At 54.5% G+C, this 13852-nt stretch carries 14 protein-coding genes; 13 read left to right on the top strand and 1 reads right to left on the bottom strand.

All coding sequences use genetic code 11. The features are described 5' to 3' along the window. Window positions 1–6 precede the first annotated feature (6 nt). The 8 genes from bioH (at window position 7) to sS8_RS22255 (ending at window position 7486) form a co-directional block, all read left to right on the top strand. Window positions 7–783 carry a pimeloyl-ACP methyl ester esterase BioH gene (gene bioH / locus sS8_RS22220; RefSeq protein WP_170161213.1) on the top strand — a complete coding sequence of 259 codons (777 nt, stop codon included), beginning with the start codon at window positions 7–9 and terminating at the stop codon, window positions 781–783. Then, on the top strand, window positions 770–1603 hold the full coding sequence (gene bioC / locus sS8_RS22225; protein WP_170161214.1) for a malonyl-ACP O-methyltransferase BioC: 834 nt from the start codon (window positions 770–772) through the stop codon (window positions 1601–1603). Before bioH ends, bioC begins: the two co-directional genes overlap by 14 nt. Beyond that, window positions 1600–2307, top strand: a complete 708-nt coding sequence (gene bioD, locus sS8_RS22230) for a dethiobiotin synthase (protein ID WP_119631681.1) — start codon at window positions 1600–1602, stop codon at window positions 2305–2307. The genes bioC and bioD overlap by 4 nt, the downstream gene beginning before the upstream one ends. A gap of 122 nt (window positions 2308–2429) precedes the next feature. Beyond that, window positions 2430–2912, top strand: coding sequence for a DUF2244 domain-containing protein (locus sS8_RS22235; protein ID WP_119631682.1), 483 nt, complete (start codon window positions 2430–2432; stop codon window positions 2910–2912). Window positions 2913–2953: 41 nt separating this feature from the next. Beyond that, the gene (gene coxB / locus sS8_RS29655) at window positions 2954–4072 is read left to right on the top strand and encodes a cytochrome c oxidase subunit II (protein WP_119631683.1); all 1119 of its coding nucleotides are present in this window, start codon (window positions 2954–2956) and stop codon (window positions 4070–4072) included. Window positions 4073–4101: 29 nt separating this feature from the next. Next, window positions 4102–5688 carry a cytochrome c oxidase subunit I gene (gene ctaD / locus sS8_RS22245; RefSeq protein WP_119631684.1) on the top strand — a complete coding sequence of 529 codons (1587 nt, stop codon included), beginning with the start codon at window positions 4102–4104 and terminating at the stop codon, window positions 5686–5688. A 346-nt stretch (window positions 5689–6034) separates the two neighbouring features. Continuing rightward, window positions 6035–6580: a cytochrome c oxidase assembly protein gene (locus sS8_RS22250; protein ID WP_119631685.1), complete on the top strand. Its 546-nt coding sequence runs from the start codon at window positions 6035–6037 to the stop codon at window positions 6578–6580. 39 nt (window positions 6581–6619) lie between these two features. Continuing rightward, complete coding sequence (locus tag sS8_RS22255) at window positions 6620–7486, top strand: cytochrome c oxidase subunit 3 (protein WP_119631686.1); 867 nt, start codon at window positions 6620–6622, stop codon at window positions 7484–7486. A gap of 88 nt (window positions 7487–7574) precedes the next feature. Here the strand turns inward: sS8_RS22255 and hslO are convergent, their stop codons facing one another. Beyond that, window positions 7575–8444, bottom strand: a complete 870-nt coding sequence (hslO, locus tag sS8_RS22260; RefSeq protein ID WP_119631687.1) for an Hsp33 family molecular chaperone HslO — start codon at window positions 8442–8444, stop codon at window positions 7575–7577. 243 nt (window positions 8445–8687) lie between these two features. Here hslO and msrA point away from each other — a divergent pair, with 243 nt between their 5' ends. From msrA to hisB, 5 genes are all read left to right on the top strand, one after another. After that, window positions 8688–9350 carry a peptide-methionine (S)-S-oxide reductase MsrA gene (gene msrA / locus sS8_RS22265; RefSeq protein ID WP_119631688.1) on the top strand — a complete coding sequence of 221 codons (663 nt, stop codon included), beginning with the start codon at window positions 8688–8690 and terminating at the stop codon, window positions 9348–9350. A 56-nt stretch (window positions 9351–9406) separates the two neighbouring features. Next, complete coding sequence (locus tag sS8_RS22270) at window positions 9407–10195, top strand: M48 family metallopeptidase (RefSeq protein ID WP_119631689.1); 789 nt, start codon at window positions 9407–9409, stop codon at window positions 10193–10195. A 442-nt stretch (window positions 10196–10637) separates the two neighbouring features. Next, on the top strand, window positions 10638–11981 hold the full coding sequence (locus sS8_RS22275; RefSeq protein WP_232020394.1) for an ATP-binding protein: 1344 nt from the start codon (window positions 10638–10640) through the stop codon (window positions 11979–11981). Continuing rightward, window positions 11978–12538: a response regulator transcription factor gene (locus sS8_RS22280; RefSeq protein WP_119631690.1), complete on the top strand. Its 561-nt coding sequence runs from the start codon at window positions 11978–11980 to the stop codon at window positions 12536–12538. The genes sS8_RS22275 and sS8_RS22280 overlap by 4 nt, the downstream gene beginning before the upstream one ends. A gap of 687 nt (window positions 12539–13225) precedes the next feature. Beyond that, a complete protein-coding gene (gene hisB, locus sS8_RS22285; protein ID WP_119631691.1) occupies window positions 13226–13819 on the top strand; it encodes an imidazoleglycerol-phosphate dehydratase HisB in 594 nt (197 codons plus the stop codon). Window positions 13820–13852: the final 33 nt, after the last annotated feature.

Raw genomic sequence — 13852 nt, forward strand, 5'->3', positions numbered from 1 at the left:
CGGGGCATGTACCGAGAGTCCTTCGGTCGGGGGCCTGACCTCGTCATGGTGCACGGCTGGGGTATGCACAGCGGGATTTTGCGGGATTTTGCCGAAACCCTGTCCGAGGACTTCCGGATTACCCTGGTCGATCTTCCCGGGCATGGGCGCAGCGAAAACATCGTCGATTTTTCCGTGGTCAACCTGGCCGCTGCGCTGCTGGCGAACGCGCCGGAACGCGCCCATTGGCTGGGCTGGTCCCTGGGGACCTTGCCCGTCCTCGAGATTGCGGACCGGTTTCCCGGCCGCGCGAGAAGCGTGATGATCGTGGCCGGCACTGCGCGGTTCGTGTCCGATACGCAGGAAAGCGATTGGCCCGGCGTCGATCCCGGGCTGCTCACTCAGTTCGCCAATGCATTGGAAGAGAATTATGAAGGCACGGTCCGGCATTTTCTGGGACTGCAAACCTTCGGCATGGACAACGCGAGGCTGCTGGTCAAAAAGCTTACGGAGCGGTTGGCGGAATGCGATCCGCCGGATCGCGAGGCGCTGCACAGCGGACTGAATCTGCTCAGACAATCGGATTTGCGCGGCCCATGGCGACGATTAAGCGTTCCCGGCCTAATCATTCTTGGGGCGCGGGATCGTTTGGTGCCCAGCACTGCCGGTGCCTACATGCAGGCGCTTAACCCTCGAAGCGAATTGCACGTGATCGATGGGGCGGCACATCTGCCGTTTCTTACTCATTCTGCCGATACCGCTTCGTTCATCACCGATTTTGTTGCTCGACATGGCGGCCCCTGATCTTTTGCAAAGCGGCCGATATGGTTGCCTTCCGGACAAGCGGCTGATCGGACGCTCTTTCAGTGCAGCGGCAGAACGCTACGACGGAATCGCCGGGTTGCAACGCGCCGCGGGCGAGAAGCTGCTGTTCCGTCTGGCGGAAATGAGCCTGGCCCCGGAAAGAGTCGTCGATTTGGGTTCCGGAACCGGGTATCTCGCGACGCGTCTGATCGAGTTGTATCCGAATGCGGAACTCGTTGCCCTGGATATCGCCGAAGGCATGCTGCGCTTTGCCCGCTCGCGGTACGGCGCGTCGGGGGCGGGAAGAGCGGTGTGCGGCGATGCCGAGGCGATGCCTTTTCGGGACCGTACGATGGATCTGGTTTTTTCCAATGTGGCGATTCAATGGTGTTCCGCGCTCGGCCCGGCGTTCCGCGAAATCGGACGTGTTCTGAAGCCGGACGGCGTCGTGCTGTTCAGTACGTTCGGCACCGAGACGCTGAAGGAACTTCGATCGGCCTGGGCATCGGTGGACGATCACTCTCACGTCAATCAGTTCGGCGACACGGCTGCGGTGAAGGCGGCGCTGTATGACGTAGGGTTCGGGGAGGTTGAGGTTGCAGCCGAAGTCAATAGGCTGGAATATCGCTCGGTTTACGATTTGATGCGCGAGTTGAAAGCCCTTGGGGCTCATAACGTGACGCTCGGCAGACCGCGCCATCTCACCGGTAAAGGTAGATTACGGGAGATGATCGCGGCTTATGAGGAGCAAACGGACGGGAACGGCATAGAGGCCAGCTTCGAGCTCGTTTTTGGGTATGCCAAAGGTCCTGCGGAATGAGTTCGAAGGCGTGCGGCATCTTTGTGACGGGAACCGATACCGGGGTCGGAAAGACTATAGTAACCGTGGGTTTGATGCGGCTGTTGCAGAGCGCGGGATTTAAAGTGGCGGGCATGAAGCCGGTGGCGACCGGAGCCTTTTGGCAAGATGGCCGGTTGGTTAACGAGGATGCCTTGCGGCTACAGGCAAGCGCCTCTATTCGGCTCGACTACAATCAGGTTAATCCCTTCGTTTTCGAGCTGCCGGCGTCGCCTCATATCGCCGCCGGAAAGACCGGATGTGAAATCGACTTCCGGCGAATTCGGCAGGTTTACGAGGAGTTGGCCGAGGCTGTCGACTGGGTGCTGGTGGAAGGAGTTGGCGGCTGGGAAGTGCCTTTGAACGGACGGGAACGGGTGGCCGATCTGGTTCGTTTGCTCGATCTTCCCGTGCTGCTGATAGTCGGGTTGCGTCTCGGATGTTTGAATCACGCCTTCCTGACCCAGCGCGCCATCGCAAATTCGGGCGCACATTGTGTAGGCTGGATCGCCAACCACGCGGATGGGGATTTCTGGTGGTCTGCCGAAGCCATCGAGACTCTGGATCATGCGCTCGACTGGCCGCTGCTGGCCATCGTACCGTTTAGCAGCGAGAAAGAGTTTGTTGAGCGGGATATTTTCCCTACTGTCATAAAGGATAAAATCTTGCATGCACTGTATTCATAGTTTACATTCTCGCGGCTTAAGTTGCGCTAGTTGCAGGCCGGTTTCCTATCGTGTTTTTGATTCTCGTTGAGCCCGGATTTGAGAGGGGCATTCCTTGAAATGCGCTGGGGTCGGGAGTTCGAATGATCGAATCGGAACGGGATGCTAGGCCTGGCAGCCGGACATTCGTTCTGAGCCCGAACGCTTCCCTGAGCGGACGTCAGGCATCATATTTGATGCTTGGCATAGCCCTGGCGATGGCCATCATCGCAGGCGGCTTCGCATTAATGGGGGCATGGCTTGTGTTGCCGTTTTCCGGGGCAGAGTGGATTCTATTGGCTTATTGCTTCAAGCTTCGCCTTAGAAGCTGTAGGATTCGTGAAGTCATTACGATCACGGAGACTTCGGTTCAGTTGGAACGAGGTTATGGCGCACCGGAGCAGATCTACCGATTTCAGCGCGCGTGGGTAGCGCTTGATTGGGCCGAATCCCCGATCAAAGGGCACCCGAGTCGTTTGTCGTTTCGCTCTCATGGGAAAGAAATAGAAATTGGCCGGTTTCTGGCCGAACCCGAGCGCGCAGTGCTCGCGAGCGAATTGCGAAAAATTTTGTTTGATAGCAAGTGATTTAAATACAAAGCATTTCTATAGACTGAGGAGAGGGCTTCGTGAAAAAGATAAGACGACTGCTTGCTGGGTTCGGGCTAGGGGCATGGGGGGCGGCTCACGCCGACTATGCGCTCAATATGACGCCGGGCGTCACCGAGGTCAGCCGCGATATCTATGACCTCCATATGCTGATCCTGTGGATTTGCGTGGTGATAGGCGTGGGCGTGTATGGATTGATGATCTACTCCATCATGCATCATCGGAAATCGAAAGGCGTAGTTCCGGCGCAGTTTCATGAGAATACAAAACTCGAAATCGTTTGGACCGTCATACCTTTCCTCATTCTTTTAGGCATGGCTATTCCGGCGACCAGCGTCATGGTCAAAGCCTATGACACCAGTGGAGCGGACATGACCGTTAAGGTCACCGGCTATCAGTGGAAATGGCGCTATGAATATCTCGACGAAGGCATCGATTTCTTCAGTACGCTGGACGCCAAAAGCAACGAAGCTCGCCAACTGGGCGCCAGCATCAACCCGACCTCGGTTCCGAACTATCTGCTGGACGTCGATAATCCTTTGGTGGTCCCTGTCAACAAAAAGATCCGCTTCCTGTTTACCGGGGCCGATGTGATTCACTCCTGGTGGGTGCCCGCTCTCGGCTGGAAGAAGGACACCATTCCCGGCTTCGTGACCGACGCTTGGGCGAAGATCGAAAAACCCGGTACTTATCGAGGCCAATGTGCCGAACTCTGCGGTCGCGACCATGGTTTCATGCCCATTGTCGTAATAGCCAAGACCAACGAGGAGTATAAGCAATGGGTTGCCGAGCAGAAGGCCAAGGCGGAAGTGGTCAAGGCCGAAGCGACCAAGACCTTTTCAATGGATGAGCTGATGGCGAAAGGCCAGGAAGTTTATAACGCCAACTGCGCGGGCTGCCACCAGCCTAACGGCGAAGGCATCCCCGGAACGTTCCCGCCGATCAAGGGCAGCCCGGTTGCGACCGGGTCGATGGATGAGCATCTTAACGTCGTGTTGAAGGGCAAGGGAGACATGATGCCGGCGTTCGAAGACTCGCTCAATCCTGCGGACGTTGCCGCCGTAGTCACCTATCAGCGGAACGCCTTCGGCAATAACAAGGGCGACATGGTTCAGCCTTCCGAAATCAAGCTGCAATAATCGATTAACGTTAGATGAGGTGAAATGCTATGTCATCAGCAGTGGCAACTCATGATGAGCACCATGACCATGGCCCCGCGAAAGGGATCCTGAGATGGGTGTTCACTACCAATCACAAGGACATTGGAACCTTGTACATGACTACGGCTCTGATCATGTTCCTGGTCGGCGGCGCTATGGCATTGGTCATTCGTGCCGAGCTGTTCGCGCCAGGCATGCAGTTCGTGGATCCGATGTTCTTTAACCAAATGACTACGCTGCACGCCCTGGTCATGGTGTTCGGCGCAGTCATGCCAGCTTTCGCCGGCTTGGCAAACTGGATGATCCCGATCATGATCGGTGCGCCGGATATGGCCTTGCCCCGGATGAACAATTGGAGTTTCTGGCTTCTGCCCTTCGCCTTGATTCTCCTTGCGAGTACGCTCTTTATGGAAGGCGGTGCACCGGCAGCCGGCTGGACGCTTTACCCTCCTCTGGTTCTGCAGGGTGGCGCGCATCTGCCTTTCGCCATTTTCTCCGTTCATTTGCTGGGCATCTCGTCGATCATGGCGGCGATCAACATTATCGTCACCGCGTTCAATATGCGCGCACCCGGTATGACGCTGATGAAAATGCCGTTGTTCGTCTGGACCTGGGTCATTACAGCATTTCTCTTGATTGCCGTTATGCCGGTGTTTGCCGGTGCGGTGACCATGTTGTTGACCGACAAGTTCTTCGGCACGAGCTTCTTCAATGCGGCCGGCGGCGGTGACCCGGTTCTCTATCAGCACTTGTTCTGGTTCTTCGGGCATCCCGAGGTTTACATCATGATTCTGCCCTCGTTCGGGGTGATTTCCATGATTATCCCGACGTTTTCACGCAAACCGCTGTTTGGTTACAGTTCGATGGTTTATGCCACGGCCTCTATCGGTTTTCTGTCGTTCATCGTATGGGCTCACCATCAGTACACTGTCGGTATGCCGCTTGCGGGAGAACTCTATTTCACCTACGCAACGATGTTGATCGCCGTGCCTACCGGGGTGAAAGTGTTCAACTGGGTGTCCACGATGTGGAAAGGCGCGATGACGTTCGAAACCCCGATGCTGTTCGCAATCGCCTTCGTGGTATTGTTCACGATGGGAGGCTTTACCGGCTTGATGATGGCTATTTCTCCGGCTGACCTTCAGTATCACGATACCTACTTCATCGTTGCTCACTTCCACTATGTGTTGGTGCCGGGCGCGGTATTCGCACTCTTTGCGGCGACGTATTACTGGCTGCCCAAGTGGACTGGGTATATGTACGACGAACGTTTGGGCAAGCTGCATTTCTGGCTGTCCACCATCTCGGTCAATCTGTTGTTCTTCCCGCAGCACTTTTTGGGGCTGGCCGGCATGCCGCGCCGGATTCCCGATTATGCGACCCAGTTTGCGGAATTCAACGCTTGGTCTAGCGTAGGCGCTTTCGTTTTCGGTTTCTCGCAGCTGATCTTCGTTTACGTGATTATCAAGGCCATCCGTGGTGGCGAGAAAGCGACCGACGAGGTTTGGGAAGGCGCACACGAACACGGCTTGGAATGGACGTTGCCGTCTCCGCCCCCGTACCATACTTGGACGACCGCACCCGAGATCAAATAGAGATCGGAGTGGTCTATGCCCTGTCGATGATGTCGTAAAGTACACCCGCTCCCTCCGGGAGCGGGATAGTGCAAAGAATGTTCGTCATACGTGGTTGTTTTGTATGCCCTAATTCCAGGCTTCTGCTTCTCCCAGTGGAAGGGGCGCCCTGGCGCTTCCAGGAGACCGATGGCGACTGGATAAGGAACAAAACGACTTTTTCGACATCTTCTGATAGGTGAGGATCACAATTTGTCGCTATGGATATTCGAAGAAAGAACGTACTGTTGGCGATTGTCATCGCGGTAATCGCTTTGATGCTCTATATCGGTTCGATCGTCAAATTAATTACTACTTCATCCGGTCAGTGAATAATTCAGAGAGCAGAAAGGTCAACAAACGATTGATCTGGTCGATCGTGTTGGTAGCGGTCGGGATGTTCGGGTTCGGTTTCGCCATGGTGCCGCTGTATAACGTGTTCTGCGAAGTGACGGGACTCAATGGGAAAGTCAAAACGGAGGCGGTCGCAGACGCCGAGTATGTCGTCGATGAATCTCGAGAATTGACAATCGAATTCATCACCTCGGTCAATGAGAATATGCCTCTAGCGTTCCGTGCCGAAAAGAACAAGATGAAGATACATCCGGGGCGGTACTACACGGTTAAATTCTATGCGGAGAATACGACCGATAAGAAAATGGTCGGGCGTGCCATTCCCAGCGTAGCTCCCGGCGTGGCTACGGAATATTTGAGCAAGGCCGAGTGCTTTTGCTTTTCCGAACAAGAATTCGAACCGCACAAGTTGAGGGAAATGCCGGTTCGATTCGTGATCGACCCGTCGATACCGGAAATCGTGAAAGATCTGACGCTCTCCTACACGTTTTTCGATATCACCGATAAGAAGCAGAATTGACGAGATAAAGATCAACAATTTCAAAAGCAGGGGAATGTAATGGCAACGAAAGACGCATACTATCTACCGCACAAAGCGAGTTGGCCGATCGTGGGCTCGATCGGGTTGACGACTTTGCTTGTGGGGTTCGCAAATTATCTTAACGGCGCGAGCATCGGCGGGACCTTGATGGTGCTGGGGGCGGGCATCATGATCTTCATGCTGGCCGGTTGGTTCGGTTCGGTGATCAGCGAAAGCGTTGCCGGATTGTATAACCACCAGGTTGATGTTTCCTTTCGAATGGGGATGATTTGGTTCATCACCTCGGAAGTATTCTTCTTTGCCGCCTTTTTCGGAGCGCTTTTTTACGCACGCATTTACTCGGTGCCGTGGCTGGGGGGAGAGGGCAGCTTCTCTGCCGGCGCGACGGGCGCCTTGTGGGAGGGATTCCAGGCGATGTGGCCGACCAACGGGCCAGGTCGTGTAGGCGGCGAATTCGAGGCCATGGGCGCCTGGGGTGTTCCCGCGATCAATACACTGATTCTTCTGAGCAGTGGCGGAACCGTCACTTGGGCGCATTGGGGATTGTTGGCGAACAATCGCGGGCAGTTGATCAAGGGGCTGGTCGCCACGGTCGCACTAGGATTTCTGTTCGTGTTTCTGCAAGGGGTCGAGTATCACGAGGCCTATTCCGAAATGGGACTTACCCTGGGTTCCGGAATCTATGGGTCGACATTCTTCATGCTGACCGGCTTCCATGGTCTGCATGTCACCATCGGTGCAATCATACTGACGGTGGTGTTGTTCCGGAGTATGCGCGGACACTTCAATCCGGAACATCACTTTGCTTTTGAAGCAGCGGCTTGGTATTGGCACTTTGTCGACGTGGTGTGGCTGGGCCTCTTTATTTTTGTCTATTGGCTGTAATTTGCGGCCGCTGCTCAGTAAAAAAGGGCGCTACTGGCCGGAGTAGCGCCCTTTTTGAATTCGCTACCGAGCGCGGTATTCCGAAGGGTCATTGTCTAGTCGTGGGCGGCGGTAGTTTGATTTCATTGGCAAACAGGCCGCCGATATCGACGCGATCGAAACGATAGCGGCGGTTGCAGAATTCACAGCCGACCTCAACCGAATCTTCATGTTCCAATACCGATTCGATTTCCTTGAGCCCTAAGCTGATTAGCACGGATTCGATGCGTTCCCGCGAGCATCCGCAGCGAAATGAGATCGGTTCTGAATCGAAAAGCCGTACTCTTTCTTCGTTAAAGAGTCGATAAAGCAATTCTTGACTGGGCAAATTCAATAATTCCGGCCCGGTAACCGTATTCGCCAAGTATTCGACGCGGGTCCAATCATCGTGTTCGAGCCGCCTGGCGGGCAGTTCCTGGATGAGTAATCCCGCGGCTCGTTGATCGTCGGCCGCGAGCCAAAGGCGGGTTGCGAGTTGTTCCGATCGCGAGAAATAGGTCTGTATTGCTCCGGCGAGGTTATCTCCCTCGAGGTCCACGATACCCTGATAAGGATTGGAATCCTCATTCCGGATTGTCAAGACCAACTGGCCCGCCCCGTATATGTCCGACAGCTTTTCTCCGATGATGTCTCCGCGCCAGTGTGCGAGCCCGCGGATGGTCCGCTGGTGTGTGGCCTGTGCTACCAAGGTGTGCAGCGGCCCCTCGCCTTGGGCTTGAAGGATCAACGATCCCTTGAACTTGATCGTGGCAGAGAGTAAAAGCACGGCTGCAAGTGCTTGCCCGAGTTGGCTCGACACGGATGGCGGATAAGGATGCCGCTCGAGTACGGTTTGCCAGCTCGCGTCAAGTCGAACCAGTTCGCCCCTTATCCCGATATCTTCAAACAAGAACCTTTGAAAACTGTCAAATTCATTCATCGTTTAATCAGATTATGTGACGGAAGGTTATTTTTACCGTTTGCTTCGACGGCGCCGCTGTCGGCGTAGCCGTTTGATCTTCAACGCTTTCGACTGGTGTCATGTATGGGAAGGCAGGTGGAAATCAGTGGGTTCTAAAATACATGACACTGTAGTATTAATAGGTGGAGTCCTTAGTCTACAGAGTTTTGCTCAAGAGATTCATACGCCATCAGATGGACACGGCATAGAAGAGTAAATTTCATGTTTACGAAAAAGCTTTCGCTTCCTGATGCGGCTTCCGCGCTTCCCGGCCGGCTTCAAAAAATGCCGGTCCCGGAGTTGCATTTTGTCAACGGGAATAAAATGGAGTCGCCATATCCGGAACAATCCGAAGCTGCGGTCTTCGGCCTCGGCTGCTTTTGGGGCGCCGAGCGGAAGTTCTGGCAGATGTCAGGTGTATATATAACGGCAGTGGGATACTCGGGCGGGTTTACGCCCAATCCTACCTATGAGGAGGTGTGTAGCGGGATGACTGGTCACGCCGAGGTGGTGCGTGTGGTTTATGAGCCCGATAAAATTCGTTTCCAGGAGCTGCTGAAGATCTTTTGGGAATCCCACAATCCCACGCAAGGCATGCGACAAGGCAACGATATCGGTACCCAGTATCGCTCGGTCATTTTTACGTACACGCCGCGGCAGAAGCAGTTGGCTGTAGGGTCGCGGGAGGCTTATCAAGCGGTTCTGAGCCAAAAAGGTTATGGGAAAATAACCACCGAAATCTTCGACGCTCCCGAATTCTACTATGCGGAGCCCTATCACCAGCAATATCTCGCAAAGAATCCCGGCGGGTATTGCGGACTCGGCGGCACGGGGATTGGTTGCCCGACTGAGTTCGGCGCAGAATTGGAAATCGACACTGATTGATTGTATATAACCCCTCCGGCAGCCATCCGGAGTCCTTACGAAATTGTCAGGTTTACATGAAAAGAATTCTATTGGCTATTTTTATCGGCTTAGGCCTTTCCGCCTGCGCGACTTCGCCCTTGGGGCGCACTCAGTTCATGATGATGCCGGAGGATCAGATGGCGGTCATGGGAGCGCAGGCCTTTGTCAACATGAAGCAAAAGTTGCCCATTGATCAAAGCCCCCAAACGAACCAGTATGTCGTCTGCGTAGCGGAATCGATCGTCAAGGAGATTGGGGGCAACGGCGGACAGTGGGAGGTTAAGGTGTTTCAGGACGATTCGCCCAACGCCTTTGCGCTTCCGGGTGGCAAAATCGGCGTACACTCCGGCATCTTGCGAGTCGCTCGAAATCAGGACCAGCTGGCGGCGGTCATAGCGCATGAGGTCGCGCATGTGCTTTCGCGCCATTCCAACGAACGGGCTTCCCAGCAGCTCGCCATGCAGCAAGGGCTAAACGTCATTCAGGCGATAACCAATCCGACCACTCAAACCGGACAAATGATGATGGGGGTATTGGGTTTAGGCGCCCAATACGGGGTCCTCATGCCGTACGGCCGTTTGCAGGAAAGCGAAGCCGATGTGGTTGGTCTGGAATTGATGGCCAGAGCGGGCTTCGATCCTCAGCAGAGTATTGATCTGTGGCTGAATATGGAACAGGCGGGCGGCGGCCAACCGATAGAGTTTCTTTCTACTCATCCATCCCACGCAACTCGTATGCAGGAACTGAAACAGCATATGCCGAAAGCCTTGGAACTGCACCGAAGCGCCCAAGCACTCGGCAAAACCCCACGTTGTGGAGCGTGATCCGTTCCTGGGTGAGTTATGTCGCGACTGCTCAATAAAAGAAAGGTGCAGGGAGAGAAATCCCTGCACGTCAAGAGGAGGATTGTGAGCACAATAATGTGCGTCTGGTCTCCGCTAGGAGTGGCTCCTAACAAGTGTTGACAAGTCTAGCAACAACCGCCTGTTCGCGTAATGTGGCAAATTGTCGCGTGATCGGAAGCTTTAGGTAAATTGAGGAAACAATGCTCCGGAAATTAAAAAAGGCAGAAGACCCCGTCTTCTGCCTCATTGAGGAGGTTGTAGCGCACAGCTACAGATAGCATCTGATCGTCGGTTCTCGCCGACTCGCCGCTTCCTTCAGGCGCCAGAAACCACCATTTAATGGTAGCAGTCAAATTCGTAATCAAATGTGTGACAAATTGTCGCAATTGTCCGACGCGATCGACCGATTACAATCCGCTCCATGAACTCGAACCCGCTCATGAACATTCCCACGCCCGTCGATACGGAAACCGACGGTCGCCAAAACCTTCGCTGGTTGTTCGTACTGCGCAATCTCATGATCTTGGGCGAAGCGCTCCTCATCCTGATCAGCCGTTACGGTCTGGAGATACCGCTTCACGACGTACCCCTCTGGGGCATCATGACTGCTCTCGGTGGTTTCAACTGGTGGACATGGTTAAGGCTCAGCAATCCACGGCCGGTTGCCGAGGTGGAGTTGTTCCTGCAGCTTTCATTTGATGTTCTGGCCATTACGGCGATTCTTTACTTTACCGGCGGCGCGACCAATCCCATGGCCTGGTTCTTTCTGCTGCCGCTGATCATCGCGGCTACCGTGCTGCCGCAGTTTTATACCTGGTATATGGTGATCTTCACTTCCGGTTGCTACACCATACTCATCGGTTTTTACCAGCCACTCCCCGATATTCAACCCGCGACCCTGCACGGGGACGCCCCGCCCGCCGTCCAGGCCCTGATGGAGGACCACGACATAGAGCTGCATGCATTCGGCATGTGGTTCGGATTTGTGTTCAGTGCCGTACTCGTGGCCTATTTCGTGGTCGAGATGGCGAAAACATTGAGAGAACGTGAACGCCGCCTGGCCGAGGCTAGAGAGCAGGCTCTGCGGAACGAACGCGTGGTGGCGCTGGGAACGCTGGCAGCCGGAGCAGCGCACGAGATGGGCACGCCTCTGGGAACCATGGCGATCCTGATTCACGAAATCGAAAGCGAATGTGAAGGTGCCAAGCAAGATGACTTGTTGGAAAAAATGAAGATTTTGCGGGACCAAGTTGCCCGCTGCAAAAACGCCCTTTCGGTCATGTCGGCGTCGGCTGGTACAATCCGGGCCGAATCGGGTCGAGTGATGCCCTTGACGAACTATTTGGAGGAAACGATCGAGAGCTGGCGAAAACAGCGGCTCAATGCTGAATTGGGATACGAAAAGATCGGCCCCTTGCCTCCGCCGTACATTCTGGCCGAGGACACTCTGACCCATGCCTTGGTTAATATTCTCAACAATGCCGCCGATGTGTCGCCGCGCGGGATAAATCTTCGTGCCCGCTGGAGCTTGGAGCGTGCGACCTTGGAGATTTTGGACCAAGGGCCGGGGATTGCCCCGACTCTTTCGCAACGTCTAGGGAAAACACCCATCACGACCAAGGAGCATGGTTTAGGCGTGGGGCTTTTCTTGGCATTTGCGACTATAGAACGCTTGGGCGGTCGAATAGAGATGCTGCCTCGTGCCGAAGGAGGCACCTGTACCCGCATCGAACTTCCATTGCTGCGTCCGAGTCAAGGCCTATGAACAGCCAGAAATCTTTACCCGATACCCCTCGTCCAAGTTTGTTACTCGTCGACGACGATCCTACGTTTTGCGGTGTCTTGAAACAGGCTCTAGAGAAGCGCGGATTCGAAGTGCATGCCGCCCAAGATCTCGAAACCGGTGCTGCTTTGGCCGAGCAAATCGTGCCCGAATACGCAGTAATCGATTTGCGTGTCGGGCACGACTCCGGGCTGGTCTTGGTCAAACGCCTCCATAGTCTCGACGCCAACACCCGCATCGTTGTTTTGACGGGGTATGCCAGCATTGCCACAGCTGTCGAAGCCATAAAACTGGGTGCGATCCAATATCTCACCAAGCCCGCTGACGCCGACGAAATTGTCGCCGCGCTGCACAAGGATCAAGGCGATGTCTCCGTTGAAATCAAGGAGAAGCCGCTGTCCGTTCGCCGTCTGGAATGGGAACATTTACAAAAGGTTTTGATTGAGCATGGTGGCAACATCTCTGCAGCGGCAAGGGCCCTCGGAATGCATCGCAGGACCTTGCAGCGCAAGCTCGATAAGCGTCCGGTAAAGGAGTAAAGTCCCCAAATCGATAGAGCCCGTTCGCTGGAATACCGGAGGGCGAGCGAGGGGCTTGCCGTACGAGTACAATTTTAGCCAAGGCAGCCCCTTGCCTGTCTCGGAATGTGGAGCTCGTACGCATAGAGTACCCGTTTTTCATTAGGATATTCATCCACCCGTCGTTTCATCGACTTGACCTTGGCCGCACGGGATCGTAGGGTTTTGTGTAAAGAGCCAGGATACCCCCTATGAGAGCGCCAATATGCGGAAATTTCCGCGGGCGCGCCTTATGGATCGTAGGTTGACTCTATTTCGGTTGATCAATGGTGAACTTGGAAGCCCGGTGTTTGGAAGCCCGGTGTTTGGAAGCGTTCCTGCGCAACCGGCGTCAACTTGCCGCAGCAGAACATTAACGGAAAGGTAAAAGGAACCCCGGATGCGTTCCGTGCACCCAGGGTATCGCCTGCTTGGTTGGCTATCAAGTCACGTCCTAATGCTGGACTCGGCGGTCCATACTTCCTTGTCGGCGACTTGATGAGTGTCGCAGAAAATGCGCTTCGAACTAAGTCAGCCAAAGCTGAAAATGGTGTAAGCTTTGGCTTACGCGTGATATGCCGCATCTAAAGAGTATTAATTGGGCTTAGCAAGAACGGCTGCGCGTTATATCATTTAAGGCCGATTCACTCAGAAGATCTCATACCGTCCATGATTAGCCGAACCGCCGATGTTGGCCGTAATACACTGGAAACCCAGGTGCGAGTTTGCCTTAATCTGGATGGAACCGGCACGGGTGTTTTCGAGACCGGCGTTCCTTTCCTCGATCACATGCTGGATCAGGTGGCCCGGCACGGTTTAATCGATCTCGAAATACGAGCGAAAGGCGATCTCCATATCGACGCACATCATACGGTGGAGGACATCGGCATCACACTTGGCCAAGCGGTGGAGCAGGCTTTGAGCAGCAAGAAGGGAATACGGCGGTATGGTCACGCCTATGTTCCCTTGGATGAAGCTTTGTCGCGTGTTGTGATTGATTTTTCCGGGCGGCCCGGTTTATCTTACGACGTGGATTTTCCGCGTGCGCGGATAGGCGAATTCGATGTTGATTTATTCCTCGAGTTCTTTCGGGGGTTTGTCAACCACGCCAAAGTCACTTTACATATCGATAATCTTAAGGGACAGAATGCCCATCATATTGCCGAAACCGTTTTCAAGGCTTTCGGTCGTGCCATGAGAATGGCCATAGAACCGGACCCCAGGATGCAGGATGTCGTCCCGTCGACCAAAGGCATAATTTAGGAACCTATACGGAATTCTCGCTCTACCGCCTTT

The organism is Methylocaldum marinum (assembly GCF_003584645.1).
GTDB lineage: Bacteria > Pseudomonadota > Gammaproteobacteria > Methylococcales > Methylococcaceae > Methylocaldum > Methylocaldum marinum.